The following is a 23,285-nucleotide window of genomic DNA, read 5'->3' on the forward strand; positions in this document are numbered from 1 at the left end:
GGACATGAGAAAACCTCAATCGGCATGCACAGCCGGTCCCCATTGCAAAGCTCCTCAAGTTTTCTGCTGCTTCTAGCATACATAGCGGGTTGCTTGATAAATTCTTTCAGCAATTCTCCGGTTCCGGCTGAAGCCTCCCCCATTCAGCTCTATTCTTCTGAATCCTTTTTCAACAGCGGAGGCCAGTTTTTTTACATCTTCCCGTAATGCCAGTTCCGAAGAAAGGGTCCTGAAGGCTTTCTCACATTCCCACAATGCCTCTTCCAGATAAGATCTGGCCAGGTCAATTTTTTGTAAGGATGCTTCTTCCCCGGCTTTATTGATGCTTTTATATGTCCTGTAGACTGCCGACTCGGCCGCATATAAGGATATCGCCATATCAGAAAGCTTCATCAGCGTTTCCTGTTCCTCCGAAATCTGCTGGCCGTGAACCTGCAGGGCCAGGCCTGCTGCAAGCAGAAACGCATGTCTCATCAGGGAGACTGCCTCCCGCTCCATAGCCAGGACTCCATTAAGAGATGCAGGCTGCAGGATGGCGGATGCCGCTTCTTCGGTCAGCTCCCTGAAATCCACTTCTCCCTTTGCAGCTTTCTTAAACAAGCCTGCCGGAATGAGCAGCCGGTTGATTTCATTTGTGCCTTCAAAGATCCGGTTAATTCTGGAGTCCCTGTATATTTGTTCGATGCCATATTCTTTTATGAATCCGGCGCCCCCATAAAGCTGCAATGTTTCGTCTGCTGCATAATCAAGGGTTTCCGATCCAAATACCTTACAGACAGCACATTCTGAGGCATACTCGCTCATCCTCTTCCCTGCAAGGCGGGAATCAGGGCTGTCCCATACATCGCCCAGCGCCTCTTCAAGCAGTCCTGCTGTCCTGTATTGCATAGATTCAGAGGCATAGATCCTCGCTGCCATTTTTCCCACTTTTTCTTTTGTCGCATGGAAGTCAGCGATCTTTCGTCCAAACTGCCTCCGCTCCTGTGTATATTGTGCTGCTTTCTTCAGACTGTATTTGGCAGCTCCCATGCAGGCCGACCCTAGATTGAAGCGGCCCAAATTGAGGACGTTCAGGGCGATTACATGGCCTTTCCCCTGCTCCCCGAGCATATTTTCAGCAGGCACCTCGCAATCTTCCAAGATGACAGACCTGGTTGATGAACCTTTGATGCCCATTTTGTTTTCTTCAGGCCCCAGAACCAGGCCCGGAAAATCCTTTTCTAAGATAAAGGCAGTAAAATCCTTTCCATCAACCTTTGCATAAACGATGAAGGTATCTGAAAAAGCCGCATTAGTGATATAAAGCTTCGTCCCGTTCAGAATATAATGCGTCCCCGCTTCATTGAGGCGCGCCACAGTCTGGGAGGAAAGGGCGTCAGATCCTGCATTCGGCTCTGTCAGGCAATAGGCGCCGATATATTCTCCGGACGCCATCTTAGGCAGATATTTATTTTTTTGCTCTTCGGTTCCAAAATAGGTGATCGGCAGGGTGGCAATGCAAGTATGGTTGGAATGGGCCACACCATAGCCGCTTGAGGCTCCGATATTTTCACCTACAATACCTTTAGTGATCTTATCCAATCCAAGCCCGCCGTACTGTTCAGGAATGCTGTGTGCCAGCAGTCCGAGATCCCCGGCTTTCTTCAGCAGCTCCTTCACCAGCCCGAAATCCTGGCTCTCGATTTCTTCCTTTAAAGGGGCCACTTCCTGTTCAATGAACTGCCTTGCTGAAGTGCCGATCATTTTGTGTTCTTCAGTAAAATCTTCTGGTGTAAACAATTGGCCTTCATCTATCTCCGATAACAGAAACCCGGAGCCCATGTTTTTTGTTTTTGCCATGCTGTTCACTCCTCCTTTTTTTTTAAAAATGCCTTCCTATTTGCACACCTTTGCTGCCGAGATGAGTCCATTCTTATAAACTGGGACAATATGAATACTGTCTAAGCCGGCTGCAAAGGTAAGTTCATCACTGAGGCCATGGCGGGCCAGAAGGCCGCCGACATATGAATTTCCCAAGACTTCCTCGGCATTGTCCCGCTTTGTCTGAAAGAAGAGCAATGCCGCCAGAGCTGCATCCGTCAGCTCATAAGACTTCCTGCCTGTTTTTTGGAGGCAGTCAATCAAATGTCCTGCTCCATAGAAATCCTCAAGGCTGAATTCCCCTGAATTTCCTGCACAGATGATGACAATGGTGGGATCCCCATCTTCTTCACTGATCGCTTCCGCCACTGCAAAGTTATTTAATAGAGACGAAGCATATACCTTTTTTGCTGCATCTGCCTTTGCAAGGGCAACTGTCCCGTTGGTAGTTGCAAGGATCAGCGTCTTTCCGCTCACCTGCCGCCTAAGAACCTTCGGACTTGGATAAACAAAGCCTGCGACAGGTTGTGCGTCAGATTCCCCGGCAAGAAGCATCCCGCCGGAATCATCCTCGTCAAATCGGACTTTCGCTATTTCACAGCTTTCTGCCGGGATGACATGGGCTGCTCCGTCCTTTAATGCCGAAGTGATGCTTGTGGTTGCAAGCAGGATATCCAGCACAACAGCTATTTTGCTGCCTTCCCGCAGTTTCTGTTCATTGATTTCTTCTTTTTTCAGCAGCAGATGAATCTTGCCCATAGATGCCTCCCGGTAAAATACTGACTTGCATTTCTGTTATGCCTTTTCATAGGCAATACTTGAGCTGTGCTGGATAAGGCTTCTGACAAACCTGTCAAACTGGGAAAATCGCTTATCGGCTGTCTGCCCTTTTTTATAGCGGTAATAGATTTGCTGGCAGATGACAGCAAGCTTAAAGTAAGCGAAGGTCAGGTAGAAGTTCATGCCGCTTATATCCCTTCCGCTTCGCTTTGCATACGCTTCCATAAATTCCTTCCTGGAATAAAAGCCCTTCAAGGCAGTTACTGGCGGTTTGCCCAGGCCATATTTCAGCAGATCTGGGTCGTCCTCCTGAATCCAATAGCTCATGGCAGCCCCCAGGTCCGCAAGCGGGTCCCCAACCGTAGACATTTCCCAGTCGAACAGTCCTGTCATAGCTTCCAGTTTATGATCAAACATGCTGTTGTTCAGCTTATAGTCATAATGGATGATGCTATGGCCGCTCTCGGAAGGGATGTTTGCCGACAGCCATTTGATGAGCGCCGCTGCCTCTTTGATTTCCTCGGTCTTCGCTTTCTCGAAACGGCTGATCCATCCGTGGACCTGTCTCTCCATGAACCCTTCAGGACGGCAGATTTTTTCAAGGCCTGTATCCCGGTAAGGAAGAGAATGCAGCTCGGACAGCTTTTCGACCATGGTTTTTGACAGATGCTGGCAAAGCTCCACGGAAGGGGTGATATGCCCGGGAAACTCTGTATCCAATACAATCCCATTCTTTCTTTCCATCAGGAAGAATGGACTTCCGATGATGCTGTCGTCCCCCGTATAGATGAGTGGCTTGGGTGCTGGAGAGAACATGCTGTTCAATTCCTTCAGTATGATGAATTCACGTTCCATATCATGGGCTTTGGCAGCCACAGGGCCAAGGGGCGGACGTCTCAGGACTGCTTCCCAATCCCCCGACCTCAGCTGGTAGGTTAAATTGGAATGGCCGGCTGAAAATTGAAGGACTTCAAGAGGCCCGCCCGGGAATAAGTCCACATTGCTCTCCAGGAATCTGACAAGGCTGTCCAAATCCAGCTCTTCTCCTTTTCTTACCATTATTGTGTCTTTGCCGGCAGGCATGTACAGCGCCTCCTTTTTTAAATTTTCAAATTATTCTTCTCGTGTAAATATCCTTTGAGCCCTTCCCTCAGGTCCTCCGGCAAGGAGCTGCTCTGCTGTGCTTCAAAGTCAAAATATACGATGACAGCATTTCCTTTGGCTATAGGCTCTTTTGTTTTCGCACAAAGGATTTCATGCTCCAGCTGAAAGCTCTTATTCCCTATTTTAGAAACATAAGTTGTGATGGCCAGTTTTTGATTGAAATAGCCCTGATTCAGAAAATCGCATTTAGTGGAAGCAAGGATGAAGCTCCACTTCCTGGTATCCATGCTGTAGCCAAGCGATTCGAAGAACTCTATCCTGGCTTCCTCCAAGTAAACGAAGTAACTTGTGTTATTCACATGGCCAAGGGCATCAGTTTCACAAAAACGGACTTTGACCTGCGTTTCCTGCATGGGGCATCCTCCCTTAGCGGTGCTTGAACTCCGCTTTTCTTTTTTCGATGAAAGCCTTGACTCCTTCTTTTATATCCTCCGTGCGGAACACCTCTTCAAACAGGCGGGCTTCAAGCTTTACGCCTTCTTCTAAAGTCCTGTCGAGACCTCCATCCACTGCCTGCTTGATTCTGGAAAGCGCCTGCAGTGAATGGCCGGCTATCTTGGCTGCAAGCTCTCTTGCACTTTGCATGCCCTCCCCCGAAGCTGCGACCTTATTGACAAGGCCGATCCTTGCAGCCTCTTCCGCTGAAACAGGCTCACCAGTATACATCAGTTCTTTGGCCTTTGCTTCACCAATCAGCCGGGGCAGCCTCTGGGTTCCTCCGCCGCCGGGAAAAAGGCCCAGCTTTATTTCCGGAAGGCCGATTTGAGCATGCTCCTCCGCGATCCTGATATCACATGCAAGGGCTAGCTCGCATCCTCCGCCGAACGTAAGGCCATTCAGGACAGCGATGACAGGCTTCGGGAATTGATCTATGCTGTTCAGCACTTCATGCGTAGACATTACCTCATCAATCATGCGGGGATTGCTCATCATCTCCGGAAATTCTTTAATGTCAGCACCTGCAACAAATGCTTTGTCTCCAGATCCAGTGAGAAGGACAGCCACCACCCCGTCATTGGTTCTAAGAGATTCAAAGGCTTCGCCCAGCTCCTGAAATACCTTTTTGCTCAGCACATTAAGCGGCGGATTCATGATTGTCAGTACAGCAGTTTTATTTTCAAAATGAATATGCACATAATTTCCCATCAGCGCACCGCTCCCTCTTTCCCATACTCATACCAGCCTTTTCCTGTCTTTCTGCCCAGGTGGCCTTCCTTTACTTTTGCTTCAATACAGGCAGCAGGCTTATCCAGCGGATCACCCGTTTCTGCATACCGCTGCTCCATCACATAATAGCCGACATCAATTCCTGACAAGTCCATCAGCTCAAAGGGGCCGATCGGATGGTTAAGCGCCTTTCTGCAGATGATGTCAATATCCTTGTAGTCTGCAATGCCCTGTTCATATAATTGGACCGCTTCACGCTGCAGGGCCCCAAGAATACGGTTGGCGACAAACCCGGAAATCTCTTTTTTCAGGAGGACAGCAGTACGGTTGATGGCGTTGCAGACTTCCATCGCTGTCTCAGCCGTTTCTTCAGAAGTCCGGCTGCTCATGACAACCTCTACGCAATCCATAACCAGCGGCGGAAAGAAGAAATGCATATTGACTGTCTTTTCCGGCCTGTCTGCCGCATCGGCCAGCAGGCTGTTGACAATGGTTGAGCTGTTCGTCGCAAATATGGCATGCGGCGGCGCCATTTCCTCAAGCATTGAAAATACTTCTCTCTTGACCTCGAGCTTTTCAACGACCGCCTCAATGATAAAATCGGCAGACTTTACAGCTTCCCCAAAATCAGATGTGCAGCGGAGCCTGCTGAATGCAGCCTCTATCTGTTCTGATGGCAGTTTCCCTTTGGCTGCCCATTTATCCATAATTCCGCGGAGCTTTTCCTGAGCCTGATCCAATGCTTTTTCCTGCATGTCATGCAGGGTGGTTTCAAATCCTCCCAATGCACAGAGCATGGCGATTTGGTGGCCCATCTGTCCTGCACCAACCACGGTAATATTTTTCACTGTCAAAGCCATCAGCATTTCCCCCTTTTAATATCACTATCAGGTATACCATCCAGCTAGCAGGAAAGAGTCAGTTTCCTTTCCTGATTTAATTGGTGATTCCGTTCAAAACCATATCCGTGAATATGCGCGCCACTTCATAATCCGGGACGCTTCCGTTCGGGCTGAACCACTGGTAGCTCCAGTTAGCGGCACCCAGAATGCCGAATGTAATGATTGAGGCATTAAGATCCTCCCTGAACTCCCCGTTCCTGATGCCTTCTGATATCAGCGCTTCAATATTGGTCCTGAACCGGTCCCTCTTCGGGATAATCTGGCCCAGCCTCTCTTCACTCAGATTCCTGATTTCCCTGAAAAACACTTTGGCGCTTGCCCCCTGATTTTCGATGCTTCCGATCAGCATGGCGACAACATCATACAATTTACCTTTACAATCGGCATTGCTGTTTTTGAGGATTTTTTCCTGCTGTGACAGAAGATCATCTATATAACGGAGGTGTATATCCATCAGCAGTTCTTCCTTGCTTGAAAAATAATAATAGAAGGTTCCTTTGGTCACTCCGATTGAATCGACTATATCCTGGATTGATGTCTCGCTGAACCCTTTTTTGTCAAATAAGCGGATGCTTTGTTCTGTTATTTTTTCCTTCATAATGATGTCCTCTCAATCTTTGAATATCGCCAGGAATTATACCATGAATTGGATGTCTCTTTCTAAGAATGCCCATCGGAAAGCCTTTTTTCAGCATAGGAGTGCCATGTAAACAACCTGTCTTAACGCCGGCCTGTTCCCGCTTCCTCCCGTAATGCTCTGCGGAGTATTTTTCCAACACTTGTTTTCGGGAGTGCATCCCTGAATTCAATGATGCCCGGCACCTTATACGCAGCCATATTGGCGCGGCAAAATTCCATGATTTCCTTTTCGTCCGCCAGTTTGCCCGATTTTAGGACGATGACTGCTTTCACATCTTCTCCCCTGTACGCGTCAGGAACGCCGATCACCACCGCCTCCTGGACGGCAGGGTGCTCATAGAGCACTTCTTCTATATCGCGCGGATAGATGTTATAGCCGCTCGCGATAATCATATCTTTTTTCCTGTCGACGATGTATAGGTATCCTTCTTCATCAACCCTTGCAATGTCCCCTGTATAAAGCCAGCCGTCCCGCAGCGCATGTGCCGTCTCCTCAGGCATATTCCAATAGCCCTTCATCACCTGCGGCCCCTTTATGATCACTTCTCCAAGCTCACCGGCAGGGACTTCCTGGCTTCCTGACGCCAAATCCACTATTTTATAGTCAGTTGAAGGAAAACCGATCCCTACACTCCCCGCTTTGCGGGCTGCAAATACCGGGTTGCAGTGTGTGGTAGGAGAGGCTTCAGAAAGCCCGTAGCCCTCCAGGATGACAGCACCCGTCTTTCTTTCAAACTCCTTCAGCACCTCGACAGGCATCGGGGCGCTGCCGCTGTTGCAGACCTCAATGCTGTCGATGCCGTATTCCTCTGCCCTGGGGTGATTTGTAATAGCTCCGTACATCGTCGGAACACCCGGGAAGACTGTCGGCTGCTCATTTTTTATCGTTTCCAGCACCTCATCGAGTTCGAACCTTGGCAGCATGATGGATTCTGAAGCAGTAAAAATCGAAAGATTCATGCAGGAGGTCATGCCAAACACGTGGAACAGCGGGATGACAGTCAGATAGCGTTCTTCACCGATATCAATAGTCTGCTTGAAAAACTCGTAAGACTGCACCACATTGGCGATAATATTTCTGTGGGTAAGCATGGCTCCTTTGGAACGGCCAGTCGTCCCCCCTGTATACTGAAGTACGGCTGTATCATGCTCCGGCTCCATCATAACCGGCGCAAAGTTTCCTTTGCCCCGCTGCAGGAAGCTCTCAAAGGTGCTGTCTTCGCCAAAATCCACGGCGGACGGCTGGAGGCTTACTGCTATGATTTCTTTAAGTGGCATATTGCTGCGTACACTGCTGACCTTCGGATAAAATGCATCAAGGGCAATCATTCTTTCTGCACCCGAATCATTTAAAATATATTCGATTTCCCTTTCCACACTCATCGGGTTCACTTGGGTGACGATCCCGCCGGCGGCAAGGATGCCGTAATAGGAGATGACATATTGCGGACAGTTCGGGAGCATGACAGCGACCCTTCCTCCTTTCTCAAAACCGCCCGCCTGCAGGGAAGCCGCGAACAGTCTGACATGCTGCCGAAGTTCCCGGTAGGTAATCTTCTTTCCGTAAAAAGATAATGCAATATGCTCCGGATATTGTTCTGCCGTATCATCCAGCATTGTCGGGAGGGTTATGTCAGGAATCTCCACTTCTCTTGCAGCTGAATCGGGATAATGGGCAAGCCAGTTCTTTGTGCTCATCTTAATACCTCCTGTATTAAAAGCGTAGTTTAATAGCGAAATACCAAAGAGTAATGAAAAGGCTTACAATGTTTTTCACAGTCAGCAGACACGTCTATCTGCTACATGGCGTGAGTGCCTCCATCTACCACCAGGACATTGCCTGTTACAAAGCTTGATGCTTCCGATGCAAGGAAAAGTGCTGCACCCTTCAGATCCTGGTCAGTACCGAAGCGCTTGAGGGGGGTTGCATCAAGGATAGGATCTTTTCCATGTTCAATAATGGCCTGTGACATTTTTGTAGGAAAAAAACCAGGGGCAATGCTGTTTACATTAATATTGTATTTTCCCCATTTAACTGCCAAATCTTTTGTCATGGTAATGACTGCACCTTTGCTCGTGTTATAGCCCAGCGTATCCATGACACGCGGGTCTGTTCCTCCCAGGCCTGCAACTGAAGCAATATTGATGATTTTGCCGCTCTTCTGCTCTATCATCACCCTCCCTGCCGCCTGGCTCATCAGGAAGGTCCCGGTTACATTGACATCGATCACTTTCTTCCATGCTTCCAGAGGCATTTCTGCAGCAGGCGCCCCCCAGGTTGCACCAGAATTATTGACAAGGATATCAATCGTGCCAAACTCCTCCACTGTTCTGTCCACTATCTGCTGAACCTCGTCCGGATTGGAGATATCACACTGCAGCGCCAGGGTTCTAACACCAAGGCTTTCGAGATGGGCAGCGGTTTCCCTGCAGGCCTCAAGCTTACGCGAACAGATGACAATATTGGCGCCTGCTTCTGCCAGCCCTTCAGCAATCTGGGCCCCAAGGCCTCTTCCCCCGCCTGTGACAATCGCCGTTTTCCCTTTAAGATCAAAAAGTCCCATCACATTCATATAAAAACCTCCATTTAGTTATTGATGCTTCCGCAATTCCAATTTTGCGATCTGTGCCCTGTGCACTTCATCAGGACCGTCAGCCAGCCTCAGTGTCCTGGCATTTGCCCACTGTGCAGCCAGCGGGTAATCATCGGAAACGCCCGCTCCTCCCATAGCCTGGATGCTTCTGTCCAAAACCCGGAGTGCCATAGAGGGAGCAGTGACTTTTATCATGGCAATTTCTGCTTTTGCTTCTTTGTTACCGACTGTATCCATCATATAAGCAGCTTTAAGCGTCAGCAGCCTGGCCTGCTCAATCTCAATCCGGGAGTCTGCAATCCATTCGCCTATCACTCCCTGGCTTGACAGCGGCTTTCCGAATGCAGTCCTTGTCTGGACCCTCCTGCACATAATTTCAAGTGCTCGCTCAGCCGCCCCGATCAGCCTCATGCAATGATGGATCCTTCCCGGGCCGAGTCTGCCCTGGGCAATCGCAAAACCTTTCCCTTCCCCCCAGATGATATTTTCCTTTGGGACTCTGACGTTTTTGTATGTAATCTCTGCATGCCCGTGCGGTGCATGGTCATAGCCGAATACAGGGAGCATGCGTTCAATCGAGACTCCCGGTGCATCAAGGGGCACAAGTATCATAGACTGCTGCTCATGCCGTGCTGCCCTTTTATCTGTCTTTCCCATCACAATAGCCACACGGCACCTTGGATCTCCTGCACCGGAAGACCACCACTTTCTGCCGTTTATGACATATCCATCTCCATCCCGCTCGATGCTTGCCTCAATATTTGTTGCATCCGATGAAGCAGTCCCGGGTTCGGTCATGGAAAAGCAAGACCTGATCTCGCCTGCCAAAAGAGGATCAAGCCACCGTTTTTTTTGTTCATCGCTCCCATATCGGACCAGCACCTCCATATTCCCTGTATCAGGGGCGCTGCAGTTAAAAACCTCCGGACCAATCAGGGATCTGCCCATGATTTCGCACAGCGGGGCATATTCCAGATTTGACAGGCCAGCTCCATATTCACTGTCAGGCAGGAACAGATTCCACAGACCCTCCGCCTTCGCCTTCTCCTTCAGCTCTTCCATAATTTGCGGAACCCCGCTCCAGCGGGAATCCTGCTCATTAAGCTGCTTTTCATACAAATGTTCAGCAGGATATACATGCCTTTCCATGAATTCTGTAAGCTTATCCTGCAAATCCTTCACTCTGCCTGAATAAGAAAAATCCATTCTTAAAAAGCTCCTTCCTTAACTTACTAACCGGTCGGTATGTAAAATAGTATACTCTTTTCAGAAAATTATTCAACTATTGTTCTAAAAATTCTGTCTTTATACATACAAAAAAAAGAACTGCCCTTAGGCAGCTCTTCTTCTTCACTTTTAGTTATAGAAGCTAGCTCCAACAACAATCAACAAAATGAACAATACAACGATTAGTACGAAAGTTGATCCTCCGTAATAGCCGCCGCCACCGCCGCCGCCGTAGCCGCATCCGCCATATCCGTAGCCCATCAAAGTCACCTCACTTTGTCTTTACTCACTTATAACATATGAGAATTGACAAAAGTTGTGTGGGCAAGCTCCCAGTATTGCTCTCAATTTTCTTTTTGGACTTTCAAAACTGGATGAATCTGTTTGCGGAAAGTTTCAATCTCTGCAGAAAACTGTCTGCAGGCTTCAGAGAATTGGGGTGCTTCTGCAGACAACTGCTCAAACTGTTCCTGCCACTTTGCCATGCAAGCCAGTATGTTTGCAGCAGACAGTTCCTGTCCGGCATTACCAGTTGCCTTCGGCTCATCCACAGCGGGCCGAAAGCATTCCAAATCTTCATAGACGACAGGCTGTTTGACTTTTTTTAAAAGAACACTGATCTGCCCATTTGTTTCAAGCTGGGCAAACTCGACATCTTCAGGCTCGAAAATACTTTTCAGCCTCAGCTGCTCCAGAAGTTCATCCATCGTATACTTTTCCTTTTTCACCTTTTCCTTCAGCAATCTGCCATTTTCAATGAATACGGTTGCTTTTCCTTCCACAGCAGCCCGGAATTTAGGAAAACGCAGGGATAAAAGGGATACAATCAAGGGGGTTGCGGACCAAATCAGGAGCGCCGGGAGGCTGGATGCCAGGCGGAGCCTTGGATCCATCGAGATGCTCCCAGCAATATCGCCGATTGTTATGCCCACAATATACTCATAAAAAGATAAAGAAGAGAGCTGTTTTTTTCCGAGCACTTTAGTGATAAAAAATAGCGCGATGATGATTAAAACCGATCTTATGATTGCTGCTCCAAAGTCCGGCACCATGCCAGCCTCCTCTTATTAACCCTAATGGTGATCCATAGCACCATGCTATCCAATATCCCCGAATTCCGGCTTATCCTTTAGGCTTAAACAGCAAAGCGCCGATAAACCCAAATACAATAGCAGCAGATATACCAGAGCTTGTCACTTCAAACATTCCCGTCAGGACACCCACAAGGCCGTGCTGCTCTGCTTCCTGAAGGGCGCCGTGGACCAGTGAGTTGCCAAAGCTGGTAATAGGAATGGTTGCGCCTGCACCGGCAAAATCAGCAAAAGGCTCATAAAGCCCAAGCCCGTCCAATACCGCGCCAATAACGACAAACAAACTTAATGTATGGCCCGGAGTCAGCTTGCCTATATCCAGGAAAAGCTGTCCGATCACACAAATGACCCCTCCTACAACAAAAGCCCAAAAAAACATTGCTAGCATCCACAAATCTCCTTTCTGAACTCCGGTTCCTTATTTACTGAGTCATTTCAATCGCTACGGCATGGGCAATGCAGGGAATGCTTTCCTTCTGCTGGAAGGTCAGCGGGGACAAGAGAGCGCCTGTTGCCACCACAAGGATCCTTTTCAATTCTCCCTGCTTCATCCTGTTCAGCAGATGTCCGTAAAGCACGGAAGCTGAACAGCCCGCCCCGCTTCCTCCTGACTGTACTGGCTGATCATCTTTGTAGATTAAAAGGCCGCAGTCCGCAAACCTGTTCTCATCAATGTTAAGCCCGTCATTCTGCAATAGCTCAAGGACTGTCTCCCTCCCAATCTTTCCAAGGTCTCCTGTGACGATCAAGTCGTAATAGGAAGGATCAATTTCCATATCCCTGAAGTGGGCTGAAATCGTGTCAGCAGCTGCAGGTGCCATGGCCCCTCCCATATTAAAAGGATCGGACAGTCCCATATCGATGACCTTTCCAATTGTGGCAGAAACAGCAGCCGGCATATCTTTTTGCCCTGTATTTTCGCCCACAAGAGCAGCGCCACCGCCCGTCACGGTCCATTGGGCAGTAGGAGGCTTCTGCCCCCCATATTCGGTTGGATAGCGGAACTGCTTTTCTACGGCAGAGTTATGGCTTGAAGTGCCGGTAATGATCTTCTTTGCTCCTCCGTAATTGATGATAAAAGCAGATAATGCCAGACCTTCCATTGAAGTCGAGCATGCTCCGAATACTCCAAAATACGGAAGCTGGATCGTTCTTGCTGCAAGGCTGCTTGGCGTAATCTGGTTAATCAGGTCCCCGGCAATAAAAAACTGTACATCATCTTTCTCTACAGAACCCTTTTGCATGGCTGTCTTTGCTGCCTCTTCCATCAGGACTCTGTGCGCCTTTTCGTAGGAGTCTTCCCCCATCCAGAGGTCATCGTGAAGGATATCAAAGTCCCTGGCAAGGTTGCCCTTTGCTTCAAAAGGCCCCCCAGAGACGCCAGTGGAAAGAATGACAGGCCGGTTCTGAAATATCCAGGATTGTTTACCTTTCAGCATTCACAGCACCCCCCACATGACTAATAGTGTTTTAACCAAAGCTACTACAAAAGCGGAAAAAACCCCAAATAAGATAACTGACCCGGCGAGCTTAAACATATTTCCTCCCACCCCAAGCACAAACCCTTCAGTCCGGTGCTCTATGGCAGCAGAAATAACTGCATTTCCAAAGCCTGTAACCGGTACAGCGGAACCTGCTCCGGCATATTGGCCGATATGGTCGTATACTCCAAAGCCTGTCAGCAGCATGGATATGAAAATCATAGTGGCGACTGTAGGGTTTCCTGCTGTCTGCTCTGTAAAATCAAAGAAATATATATAAAAATAAGTAATGGCCTGGCCAATCACACAGATTACCCCGCCCACCCAAAACGCCTTCAGGCAGTTCTTCAGGACCGGGCGCTTTGTTTCATGCTTTTGTTCAAGCTGTTCATATTTCTTCTGCTCGGGTGTCTTGCTCTTTGCCACTATTTTCGCCCCTTTCTATGTGAGCTCTTTTTTCATATTGATGATTTTTTCAAGCTTATCCTTGGCCTTTTTGCGCGGGAAAGCCGGGTCCTCCATCTGTTCCTTCAATTCCACAGCCTCAAGGAAGATTTTATAGTCGCTGGATACAATGAAGTCTTCTTTAGGAAACTTTTCTTCCAGTCGCTTATTGATCGTCTTTTCAATTTTTTTCATGCGGAAGCGCTTAAGATGCTTCACCTTATAGGCCACAAGAACTTCCTCTTCGCCTACAACCACCGCAACATCATAAACCTCTTCGATTGCTTCGATTTCCTTTTTAACCCTTGGCGCCAAATCCTTCCGCTCCTCTTTCTTTTCATCAAGAAGCAAAGGCTGCGGGTTCGTCGTTTTTATTAGTGCCAGACGGCTTTCCGCGGTCTTTTGCTCGTTGCTGCAGCCGCTCACATACAGAATGGCGGCCAGGATGACCATTGACCTTCTAAACATCTGTTTTCTGTTCATATGCAATCCTTCCTATGTAAAGTGGATTTATTCGCTCTTATATTTTCCTCGCGGCAACAGCAATTTATGAATAAAACTAACTTGTAAAAAATGACAAATAAGAAAAACAAATGAGGCTGGACAGTAATCAAAGTTGAAAAAAAATGAAAAAAGCCGCTAATGCGGCTTCTGAATAGGCACCTTATTGCCTTCTTATTCAGCTGTTCCCCTTCTTTTTGCCGCAATTGCAGCCCTTCTTCTTTTTTTTCTTTTTGACAGGCCGGGACACTGTCCCCTGAACCGGTTTATCAGCATTTAACATAAGGATGCCTCCATTATTTAAATTTCAGTACACAGTGCCAGTTTATGCATGCAAACCAGCGCCTGTGCCGGCACAGTGCCATAGTTCAAAGATATCAGATAAGCCGCTGAATGACCGATTCAATAACTGCAGCAGCACCGGCGATGGCAAGGATAAAGATGACAGGGGCCGCTGCCATGGGGAAATAAAGATAGGAGAGGTAAAGCAATGCAGAGGCCCATACGCCTGTGCACCAATAACAGCTGATAAGCTCGCCGATAAAGCCTCTGATCAATCCCGGCCTCGTCACATAATACATTTCTCCTTTTTCCACAACCTCTTCCAAAAAAATCTGCCTGAAGAATTCGGTAATCGAATCAAATACAATCAGCCTTGTCAGCCGGAAGGCGGCAAAGGCCAGCACAGTGAATTCCCATAGTGATATGAACATCATGTACCCCTCTTCTGAGTTTTTTCCTACAGCTGATGCAGTACTATACTTTATGCACAGCAGAAAAAAAACTGCCTAATTTTCAGAAACAAGGCGTTTGTCCGTAACCCATAAGCCCTTCCGGCAATATGTTATTAGTGTAGTATCACAAGAAATAAAGGAGGAAAAGATAATGGGTTGTGGAAAAAAAGACGATGTTTATGGCTCAAAAAGCTGTGTCTGCGAAGTGGTTCGTGCGATAAAAGATATTCAAGATAATGCCGAAGATGTATGCGAGTGCCCGACAAATTGTTTCCTGGAGCCGCTTGGGACACTGGTTTCTCCGTCAAAAAGGCAAAATGCCGATACACGCGTTTTTGTCCTGAAAACAGCTGACGGGTCACCATTCCATGCTTTCTTCAGAGGCAGCGACTGCTCTTGCGTATCTATCTTCTTCCGTGTAGAAGATGTTTTTGATAACTGCTGCGCAGTGCTCCGCGTCCTAGAACCGCAAAAAAGAACACATGATGGCTATGATACAGTAGATCTCACAGAAGACTGCTGCATCGACCTCAAAAAGGTCTGCCAGGTAGACCGCTTTGTCAAGACGAATGACTGCATCACAGTCGACCTGAAATGCTTCTGTGCTGTGCAGTGCATCGCCGATGTCAACCTAGACATCTGTGACTAGCACCTTGGCCATTCTGAATGGCCCATCTGAGTTAGAACCTTCTTTGCATAAGTCAGGCAAGTCAAACACTTGGCGTTCGCCGGCTTTGACCGGCGGACCGCTTTGTTTTTGTATTGAAATGCGGAGGCGGCTTGCCCATTAAGGAGCGCAGACTAAGAACGCCACGTCCTGTGGCAACGTCTGCATGACCCACATCCTGTGGGCCTCAAGCATAAGACGCGGTAGAATAAAAGGCGTTCTTTGCCTTTAATTCTACCGTGGCTTATGACTAGAGGCACCAGCCGCTGCAGCTGGACAAATTGAAATGCGGAAGGCGCTTGCTCAGCCCCGAAAATCATGATTCCTATTCATTAAAAAGCCAGCCCGAAGGCTGGCTTTTTTGCGTGCTTATTACTTTGTGAAGCCAATCATCTTGATTTCTTTTATAGACTTTACAGAAATCGTTTCTAAGGATTGATCCATAAGCTTTATTTCTACCCTATCTTCTGAAGGCATGCTCTGCACAATCCCTCTGTATGTCTTTTCTTCCGTTAAAATCAGGCAGGGAACCGGCGGCAGCTGCTTGGGAAAATGGATCAGATAATCGAGCCTTTCTTCGACATTCATTTCTTTGAATGGCTTTACTCTCTGAAAGGAAAAGAACCCCTGCTTCCGTGATTCTTCTTCCTTCTTTTCAAGCTGAGCATCCTGATAATCTCTGATTGCAGACTGGACATCATCATTTCTTTCAGGCAAATCAGCTTCATGACTGGCAGGACCGAAAATTGACTCTTCCCTTTGTACGGCCGGCTTGCTTTTTTTGTGATTATCGCTTGCCTGACGAGCAGCAGCCTGTTTTTTAGCATTTTTTGCAGAATAAACCTCCTGCATTTTGATTTCGGGCATTTTAAAGTGTGGCTGATGAATATAAAGCATAGGTTCTTTTGTTTTTTTCTCCACCCTGTGCACCTCCGCATTGTTTCTCCTTCATATATGTATGCAAAATGGGCAAATTCGTTTACAGGGCGACCTTATCTTAGACTCGCAGATATCGCGGCAGAGAAATAAAATCATCAGATGAGCAGCTTTACAAAGGATTAACACGGGGGGAATATATGGTTCACAATCATGTGCTATTGTTGGAATATACGGAACCTCAGTGCGGGATTGCTTCCTGCGCTTCAGGTTTTACCCCCCATTTACATATAGAAAAGGCAGGCCAAGGAAATGGCCTGCCAATTTTTTTATTAGCCCATGATATGGAAACCGGAGTCAACATGGATGTTTTCCCCAGTGATTCCTCTGGACATATCGCTGAATAAGAACACCGCAGTATCTCCGACTTCTTCTTGTGTGGTGATGCGGCGCAGAGGGGCCTTTTCTTCAATTTCCCTCAAGATTGAATTGAAGTCGCTGACACCTTTTGCAGACAAGGTACGGATCGGGCCAGCAGAAATAGAATTAACCCGTATACCTGATTTGCCAAGATCTGATGCAAGATATCTCACGCTTGCATCGAGCGACGCCTTGGCAACTCCCATAACATTGTAATTCTGCATAACACGCTCTCCGCCCAGATAGGTCAGTGTGACAATGCTTCCTCCATCGGTCATCAATTCTTTTGCTTCCTTTGCCACTGCTGTCAAAGAATAAGAGCTGATATTATGGGCAAGCAGGAATCCGTCCCTGGTCGTGTTCATGAAATCCCCCTGCAGCTCTTCTTTATTGGCAAAGGCGATGCAATGGGCGACGCCATGGATGGTTCCTGCCTGGGCTTTAATTTCTGCGAAGCATTTAGCAACTTCTTCGTCATTTGTCACATCACACGGGATGACAAGGCTATCTGCGTTTTCCAGTGAGCCTGCCAGCTCTTTTACGCTCTTTTCAAGGCGTTCTCCTGCATATGTAAAAATCAGGCGCGCTCCTGCTTCATGCAACGAACGGGCAATTCCCCATGCTATGCTGCGTTTATTGGCCACTCCCATTACAACATATGTTTTTCCTGCTAAAGACAGAGTCATAGTCGGTGCCTCCTATATTAATACATGTTATTAGTACCTAGTACTAATATTACTACATAATCAGCTAAAAGGAAAGTGCTGTTAAAGAATATAAGAAAGCCGGCCATCTTAAACGGCCGGCTTTCTATGATGCTGATTAACACCATTCGCAGAACTCAAGCTCACGCTTCAATTCATCCACATACTCTTTAGAACCTGTAACGATCAGCCTGTCATTCATCTGAAGCTCAGTATCCCCATGCGGGACAATTGAATCCATTCCGCGGAAAATGCGGACAAAAATAACATCCCCGGTAAATGGAAATCTCCTTAAGGTCATGCCGTCAAACTGGCTGTTCAGCAGCTTGATCTCATACAGGGATGTTTCCTGATTGGTCAGGATATTCATCACGCTAGGAGATTCGATTAGAGCACGCAAAAGCGCCTTTGTCGATAAAAGCACTGAGAAGACTTCCACTTCCTGCTCACGAAGGGATTCTTCCAGGTCAGGGCTTTCGATGCGGCAGATGACCCGCTCTACTCCCCGTTCCTTGAAAGCGACGGATAATGTGGCATTAGCTTCTTCATCACCTGTAGAAATCACAACAATATCCGAATTGAAAACATCTGTACCCTCTAGGACACCCACTGTGAAATCATCAACCTCTTCTATCTCGAAAAGGGAATCGGCAATCTGCTTATCAGACTTCTCTTGCTTTTTATGGTACAGCTTTGGTTCATACAGCGAGGATTTCAGTTCACTGTAAACCGGAAGTGTAAGCTGGTTGGCGCCAATAAAGGCGACCTTGAGCATTTTTTCCTCTGCAGCTTCTTTCGGGAAAAGCTTTTTGAAGACAATCGGAGTCAGCACACAGGTAATGATTGCAACCAGGATCAGCGTTCCGCTCATCTCTGCTGTGATGATCTCCATCCTTTCTCCGATGGTTGCTGCCGCAATGACAAGAGACAGCGTGGATGTCAGCAGGAACCCTGATGCTATCACAGTTTTTGCGTCATACCATTTCTTGAGAATAAGAACTGGGACAAGCTTGGAAGCAAGCAGGGCAATCAGCAGAAGCGGAATAAGCATAAGCATCTTCTGATCGCTGAATAACGTCCACACATTAAGGTCAACACCGACCATTACAAAGAAAATAGGAATCAGGAAGCCATAGCCGAATGAATCCAGTTTATGAATCATTTCCTGATTTGGTGCAAGCAGGGACACAAGCACACCTGCCAGGAATGCACCGAGTATATTCTCCGCGCCAACCGTTTCAGAAAGGCCAACCAAGAGCAGAATGAGTGTAAAAACTGCTCTCGTGCCAATTTGAACTGTACCGGTTGACATCGCCTCAATGAAATTGCGTTTCTGGAACTTCTTTCCGACAAAAAACAGGATGACTCCGGCTCCGAATAATACGAGCAGAAGCCAGGTATTGCCTTCACCGCCATCATTAAGCGACACAAAGACAGCCAGGAGGATCATTGTCGCCAAGTCGGCAATGACTGCGATCAGCAGGATGATCTGCCCGATCCCCGTTTTCATCAGATGGGCTTCTTTCAATGTAGGCACTACCACCCCAAGGGATATGGTCGAAATGATCAGGGTCATCAGGAAAGCATTATCAATGAATCCTGCCAGGACAAACAAATAGGAAAGCAGCAGCGATACAGCGAAAATCCCGACAAACACAATGGACGCAACAAGAAACGTGTTTGGCTCAGGCTTTCCATTTGGCAGGACTGCTTTTTTCTTGCTCTTTTTGAAAGCCGAAAAGTCAATTTCAAGCCCGCTTAAAAACATCAGGAAAATAAAGCCGAGGGTCGAGAGGGTTTCCAGCCACATGTCTTCATGAACCAGGTCAAACCCGCTTTTTCCTATGATCAGGCCGACAATGATTTCCGCCACGACCACAGGGATAAAGTTTAACTTCAATCGATGCAGCACAATAGGTGTGATAAACGCTGCAAGAATGACTATAACAAGAGAAGCAACAGATGCTCCATGCTCCATATCTATTCCTCCTCCGATTTAAATCAGATAGCTCATGAACAATGTGGCCATCCCAAAATAAATTAAAATACTGATAATATCATTTATTGTCGTAATAAAAGGTCCTGAAGCAACTGCCGGGTCGATCTTCATACGGTGCATGATCAACGGTACGAGCGCCCCTGCGAGTGTTGCAACAATCAATGTAGAGAAAATGGAAATGCCGACAAGCAGGCCAAGATAAATATCGCCATGCCAGAGCCATACAGCGAGACTGACCAATATCCCGCAGATCGTCCCTGTAATAACCCCTGTCCCTGCTTCCCTGAATATAAGCTTCGATTTGTTCTCCCTTTCAAGGTCGCCTGTTGCAATCCCGCGTACAGCAACTGCCAGGGCCTGTGTGCCCGTATTGCCAGCCATGCCGGCGATAAGCGGTATGAACACAGCCAGTATGGACACCTTGCTCAGCGTTTCTTCAAACCGTCCAATCAGACTGGCAGTCATCATCCCCAGAAACAGCAGGATAATAAGCCATGGCAGCCTCTTTCTGGCAGCAGCAAATGGACTTCGATCAAGAGTATCCATGTCAGAAACCGCTGCTAGCTTGGAATAATCGTCTGATGCCTCTTCTTCCATGACATCCATTACATCATCAACTGTTATGATTCCCAATAAATGATTCTGAAAATCCACTACCGGCAAGGCCAGGAAATTATAATCCTTAATTTTTCGGGCAACATCCTCCTGATCTTCGCCCACCGACACTGAGACGACCCGGTCATTGGTGATTTCCGCGATCATCGTATCGTCATCGTTCACAATCAGATCACGGAGGGAAATGACCCCTGCCAGCTTTTTGTCTTCATCCACTACGTATACATAATAGATTGTTTCGGCCCGGGGGGCTTCATTTTTCAGGATATACATAGCAGAACGGACCGTCTGATTGGCGGAGATCGAAATGAATTCGGTCGTCATGATGCTTCCTGCCGTATATTCTTCATAATGCAGCAGGTCTTTGATTTCCTGTGCCGCATCACTGTCCATTATGGTCAGATAGCTTGCAGCCTGGTCTTTGTCCAATTCATTCAGGACATCGACCGCATCATCAGCATACATATTTGACAGCATATCTGCTGCATAGCTTGGATTCATTTCAGCCAGTACATCTTTGTATTCTTCCTCATCCACTTCCAGATTTTCAAAGAGACCTGCCATCTCTTCCGGGGACAGGAATTGATAGATGACTGAACGGGCTTCTTCCTCCAGCTCCTTAAAAAATGAAGCTTGATCATAAGGGTGCAGATCAAGGAACTCCTCCCTGAAAACATCTAAATCTTCATTTTGTAAAGACTGGAGCAGCAGCTCGCGGTTATATTGCTCCGAGGGTCTTTCTTGCATATCGGGCATGATTTACCCCTCCTTCCGGGTATACTAAAACAGTCTTTACTATACTAGCAAATGTTTGTTTTTTTGTCGTCATTAAAATCTTCCCACAGGAATATTTTGAGGATTTCAAATATACTGAGTAAGACCTGCTTAAATGATAGGCGGAGGAGGAACAGAATGAAAATTGATATCATTGGGGATATACATGGATGCTTTGCTGAATTCAAAACACTCACTATGAAGACGGGCTATTCCTGGGAAACCGGCATCCCCATCCATCCTGATGGGAGAAAGCTTGCTTTTGTCGGTGACCTGACTGACCGGGGCCCCGAGTCGCTGAAAACGGTTGAGATTGTGTGGGAGCTTGCAGCCAGGCGGCAGGAAGCCTATTATTCACCGGGCAACCATTGCAATAAGCTTTACCGCTTTTTCCTGGGCAACAAAGTCCAGATTACCCACGGCCTTGAAACCACTGCTGCTGAATATGAAGCCCTTCCCCATAAGAAAAAAAAAGAAATAAGAAGAAAATTCATGGAACTGTATGAAAAGGCTCCCCTCTATCAGGTGCTTGACGGGGGAAAGCTCGTCATTGCCCATGCGGGGATCAAGGAAGAATATATCGGGAAAAATAATGCAAAGGTGAAAACTTTTGTATTATACGGAGACATTACCGGGAAGAACAATGCAGATGGCACTCCTGAAAGAAGGGACTGGGCAAAGGCGTATAAAGGAGAGAGGGTCATTGTGTATGGACACACGCCCGTGAAGGAACCGCGAACCGTCAATTCAACCTTTAATATTGATACAGGTGCCGTTTTTGGCAACAAGCTTACAGCCTTGAGATACCCGGAAATGGAATTGGTTTCTGTCGGCTCCTCCATGCCTTTCAATGCAGAAAAGTTCCGGGACATCCTTTAAACATCTGCCGGCATAGTAAAACGGCCGCCTAAAAAGGCGGCTGTCTTCTATTCCAGCAGTGCCTTCATATCATCAGGCAGCCCGGCTGAGAAGCAAAGCTCCCTCTCCAGGAACGGATGAAAAAAACGGAGCTCCCGGCAATGAAGGGCTTGGCGGCTGATTTGATTTTTATTCCCGCCATACAGCCCGTCTCCAAGCAGGGGATGGCCGAGATGGCAAAGATGGACCCGAATCTGGTGAGTTCTCCCTGTTTCAAGCACCAGCTCCACATAAGTGAACTCTCCGGTTCCTTTTACTTTATAATGTGTGCAGGCATACTGCCCTTCAAGGAAATTGACTTCCCTTTCAATGATGCTGTCCTTTTTGCGCGCAATCGGTGCCTCAATGGACCCTTCTACCGGGAATAGCTTTCCTTCTGCAAAGGCTTCATAGGTTCTCTTAACCCTGCCTTCCCTCTGCAGTGTGCTCATTAAGTGATGGACATGGCGGTGCTTGGCAACCAGGACCAGCCCTGAAGTGTCACGGTCAAGCCTTGTCACAATATGGACCGTCGATGCCAGATCGATTTTCCTGTAATAGCCGATAAGTGCATTCGCAAGGCTTCCGCGTGGATGCTCTCTTGAGGGGATCGTGCTCATAGCGGCTGGCTTGTTGACAACCAGTACATAAGGATCTTCATACACGATAGCCAGGGGAATGTCTTCTGCTTCCATCCCTGGACTCGGCATTTCAGAAGGAAACCTGACGGAAAGGCAGTCCCCCTCATTTAGCGTATAGCGCACATTTTCCTCATTGCCGTTCACTTCGATTTTCCCGCCGCTGAACTTTATATCAGTCAGGGCAGCTTTGGAAATTTCACGCTGCTTCAGATAATCTTTAATGGACTGTCCGCTGTCCTGCTTATCGATTCTCCAATTTAATGTGAACGAATCCATGGACGGGCCCTTCCCTTCTTAGTTGTCGGTAATAAATGAATCATGCACCCTTTTCCAGAATGGGAATGGACGGAAACGGGCAAACCTGATCTTCTCATCCGCCACCCTGAACTGGATCGACTTTACATCCTTGTGCAGGAGCGTCAGATGGTCAATTGTAATCTGGAAGTCCGGTACATTTACCGGCTTCAGCATGCACGTATGATGGGCCGGCAGGACAAGCGGTGAACCCAGCGTCCTGAATACCCTGTTATTGATTGAAGCCATTTCCGCAAACTGGATGGCAGGCAGCGAAGGATGGAGAATGGCCCCTCCAAGCGCTTTATTATAAGCCGTACTTCCTGATGGAGTGGACAGGCAGAGCCCGTCTCCCCTGAAGCGCTCGAAATGCTGTCCCCTGATTTCCACGTCCATTACCAATGTGCCCTCGATGCTCTTGACTGTCGACTCATTCAGGGCCAGATATCTCGTTTCCCTTCCTCCATGCTGGTAGCGGATAATTACTTCAAGAAGCGGATATTCAATCACCTGGTACGGCGTTTTGGCAATGGCAATCACCAGCTTTTCGATTTCTTCCGGCACCCAATCAGCATAAAAGCCAAGATGTCCTGTATGTATGCCGACGAAAGCCGTTTTTTCCAGCCTGCTGCTGTACCGGTGGAAAGCATAGAGAAGCGTGCCATCCCCGCCTATGGATACAACAATATCCGGCTGATCCTCATCATATATTAAATCGAAATCCAGTAAATACGTTTTCATTTTATGCATAAGTGTATTTGATTTGGAGTCGCCTTTAGACGTAATGGCAAATTTCATTGTGCTTTTTCTCTCC

25 protein-coding genes are annotated in these 23,285 nt (G+C 47.5%); 2 read left to right on the forward strand and 23 right to left on the reverse strand.

The window, feature by feature from the left end; genetic code table 11:
• Positions 1-72: 72 nt before the first annotated feature.
• From RBB45_RS06330 to RBB45_RS06410, 17 genes are all read right to left on the reverse strand, one after another.
• Positions 73-1,839 (reverse strand): acyl-CoA dehydrogenase family protein, encoded by a 1,767-nt coding sequence (locus RBB45_RS06330; RefSeq protein ID WP_094768221.1) that lies wholly within the window; start codon positions 1,837-1,839, stop codon positions 73-75.
• A 36-nt stretch (positions 1,840-1,875) separates the two neighbouring features.
• Positions 1,876-2,619, reverse strand: coding sequence for a 2-phosphosulfolactate phosphatase (locus RBB45_RS06335; RefSeq protein WP_253616565.1), 744 nt, complete (start codon positions 2,617-2,619; stop codon positions 1,876-1,878).
• A gap of 36 nt (positions 2,620-2,655) precedes the next feature.
• Positions 2,656-3,723, reverse strand: a complete 1,068-nt coding sequence (locus tag RBB45_RS06340) for a phosphotransferase family protein (protein ID WP_306009285.1) — start codon at positions 3,721-3,723, stop codon at positions 2,656-2,658.
• A 17-nt stretch (positions 3,724-3,740) separates the two neighbouring features.
• Entirely contained in the window at positions 3,741-4,157 is a 417-nt protein-coding gene (locus tag RBB45_RS06345) for an acyl-CoA thioesterase (RefSeq protein WP_009794143.1), read from the reverse strand.
• Between the two features lie 13 nt (positions 4,158-4,170).
• Positions 4,171-4,950: an enoyl-CoA hydratase gene (locus RBB45_RS06350; protein ID WP_094768225.1), complete on the reverse strand. Its 780-nt coding sequence runs from the start codon at positions 4,948-4,950 to the stop codon at positions 4,171-4,173.
• Positions 4,950-5,837 (reverse strand): 3-hydroxyacyl-CoA dehydrogenase family protein, encoded by an 888-nt coding sequence (locus RBB45_RS06355; RefSeq protein WP_306009286.1) that lies wholly within the window; start codon positions 5,835-5,837, stop codon positions 4,950-4,952. The genes RBB45_RS06350 and RBB45_RS06355 overlap by 1 nt, the downstream gene beginning before the upstream one ends.
• A gap of 70 nt (positions 5,838-5,907) precedes the next feature.
• The gene (locus RBB45_RS06360) at positions 5,908-6,471 is read right to left on the reverse strand and encodes a TetR/AcrR family transcriptional regulator (protein WP_009794140.1); all 564 of its coding nucleotides are present in this window, start codon (positions 6,469-6,471) and stop codon (positions 5,908-5,910) included.
• Between the two features lie 122 nt (positions 6,472-6,593).
• A complete protein-coding gene (locus tag RBB45_RS06365) occupies positions 6,594-8,210 on the reverse strand; it encodes a long-chain-fatty-acid--CoA ligase (RefSeq protein ID WP_306009287.1) in 1,617 nt (538 codons plus the stop codon).
• 101 nt (positions 8,211-8,311) lie between these two features.
• Positions 8,312-9,085 (reverse strand): SDR family oxidoreductase, encoded by a 774-nt coding sequence (locus RBB45_RS06370; RefSeq protein ID WP_009794138.1) that lies wholly within the window; start codon positions 9,083-9,085, stop codon positions 8,312-8,314.
• An 18-nt stretch (positions 9,086-9,103) separates the two neighbouring features.
• A complete protein-coding gene (locus RBB45_RS06375) occupies positions 9,104-10,312 on the reverse strand; it encodes an acyl-CoA dehydrogenase family protein (RefSeq protein WP_101550848.1) in 1,209 nt (402 codons plus the stop codon).
• Positions 10,313-10,462: 150 nt separating this feature from the next.
• Positions 10,463-10,594 (reverse strand): YjcZ family sporulation protein, encoded by a 132-nt coding sequence (locus RBB45_RS06380; protein ID WP_009794135.1) that lies wholly within the window; start codon positions 10,592-10,594, stop codon positions 10,463-10,465.
• A gap of 83 nt (positions 10,595-10,677) precedes the next feature.
• Entirely contained in the window at positions 10,678-11,385 is a 708-nt protein-coding gene (locus RBB45_RS06385) for a DUF421 domain-containing protein (RefSeq protein WP_306009288.1), read from the reverse strand.
• Between the two features lie 70 nt (positions 11,386-11,455).
• Entirely contained in the window at positions 11,456-11,812 is a 357-nt protein-coding gene (gene spoVAE, locus RBB45_RS06390; RefSeq protein WP_022543615.1) for a stage V sporulation protein AE, read from the reverse strand.
• Between the two features lie 34 nt (positions 11,813-11,846).
• Positions 11,847-12,863, reverse strand: coding sequence for a stage V sporulation protein AD (spoVAD, locus tag RBB45_RS06395; RefSeq protein ID WP_306009289.1), 1,017 nt, complete (start codon positions 12,861-12,863; stop codon positions 11,847-11,849).
• Positions 12,864-13,334 carry a stage V sporulation protein AC gene (gene spoVAC / locus RBB45_RS06400; RefSeq protein ID WP_035402683.1) on the reverse strand — a complete coding sequence of 157 codons (471 nt, stop codon included), beginning with the start codon at positions 13,332-13,334 and terminating at the stop codon, positions 12,864-12,866.
• A 12-nt stretch (positions 13,335-13,346) separates the two neighbouring features.
• Positions 13,347-13,832, reverse strand: a complete 486-nt coding sequence (locus tag RBB45_RS06405) for a YhcN/YlaJ family sporulation lipoprotein (protein ID WP_022543614.1) — start codon at positions 13,830-13,832, stop codon at positions 13,347-13,349.
• 395 nt (positions 13,833-14,227) lie between these two features.
• Positions 14,228-14,563: a DUF1360 domain-containing protein gene (locus RBB45_RS06410; protein ID WP_022543613.1), complete on the reverse strand. Its 336-nt coding sequence runs from the start codon at positions 14,561-14,563 to the stop codon at positions 14,228-14,230.
• Between the two features lie 172 nt (positions 14,564-14,735).
• Between RBB45_RS06410 and RBB45_RS06415 the strand changes: the two genes are divergently transcribed.
• Positions 14,736-15,233, forward strand: a complete 498-nt coding sequence (locus RBB45_RS06415) for a CotY/CotZ family spore coat protein (RefSeq protein WP_009794127.1) — start codon at positions 14,736-14,738, stop codon at positions 15,231-15,233.
• A gap of 390 nt (positions 15,234-15,623) precedes the next feature.
• Here the strand turns inward: RBB45_RS06415 and RBB45_RS06420 are convergent, their stop codons facing one another.
• The 4 genes from RBB45_RS06420 to mgtE all read right to left on the reverse strand — a co-directional run bounded on the left by RBB45_RS06420 (position 15,624) and on the right by mgtE (position 20,621).
• On the reverse strand, positions 15,624-16,172 hold the full coding sequence (locus RBB45_RS06420) for a spore coat CotO family protein (protein ID WP_009794125.1): 549 nt from the start codon (positions 16,170-16,172) through the stop codon (positions 15,624-15,626).
• A 287-nt stretch (positions 16,173-16,459) separates the two neighbouring features.
• Positions 16,460-17,233: an enoyl-ACP reductase FabI gene (gene fabI / locus RBB45_RS06425; protein ID WP_009794124.1), complete on the reverse strand. Its 774-nt coding sequence runs from the start codon at positions 17,231-17,233 to the stop codon at positions 16,460-16,462.
• A gap of 136 nt (positions 17,234-17,369) precedes the next feature.
• The gene (locus tag RBB45_RS06430; RefSeq protein WP_148950154.1) at positions 17,370-19,229 is read right to left on the reverse strand and encodes a monovalent cation:proton antiporter family protein; all 1,860 of its coding nucleotides are present in this window, start codon (positions 19,227-19,229) and stop codon (positions 17,370-17,372) included.
• An 18-nt stretch (positions 19,230-19,247) separates the two neighbouring features.
• Positions 19,248-20,621: a magnesium transporter gene (gene mgtE, locus RBB45_RS06435; protein ID WP_009794122.1), complete on the reverse strand. Its 1,374-nt coding sequence runs from the start codon at positions 20,619-20,621 to the stop codon at positions 19,248-19,250.
• 156 nt (positions 20,622-20,777) lie between these two features.
• Here mgtE and prpE point away from each other — a divergent pair, with 156 nt between their 5' ends.
• On the forward strand, positions 20,778-21,518 hold the full coding sequence (prpE, locus tag RBB45_RS06440; RefSeq protein WP_148950153.1) for a bis(5'-nucleosyl)-tetraphosphatase PrpE: 741 nt from the start codon (positions 20,778-20,780) through the stop codon (positions 21,516-21,518).
• 47 nt (positions 21,519-21,565) lie between these two features.
• On the opposite strand, the gene RBB45_RS06445 is transcribed toward prpE, so the two are convergent.
• Both RBB45_RS06445 and RBB45_RS06450 read right to left on the reverse strand, forming a co-directional pair.
• Positions 21,566-22,453, reverse strand: a complete 888-nt coding sequence (locus tag RBB45_RS06445) for an RluA family pseudouridine synthase (protein WP_129611876.1) — start codon at positions 22,451-22,453, stop codon at positions 21,566-21,568.
• Positions 22,454-22,471: 18 nt separating this feature from the next.
• Positions 22,472-23,269 (reverse strand): NAD kinase, encoded by a 798-nt coding sequence (locus RBB45_RS06450; protein ID WP_009794119.1) that lies wholly within the window; start codon positions 23,267-23,269, stop codon positions 22,472-22,474.
• Positions 23,270-23,285 lie beyond the last annotated feature (16 nt).

This window comes from Bacillus sp. MMSF_3328 (assembly GCF_030733525.1).
GTDB classification, from domain to species: Bacteria; Bacillota; Bacilli; order Bacillales; family Cytobacillaceae; genus Bacillus_AB; species Bacillus_AB infantis.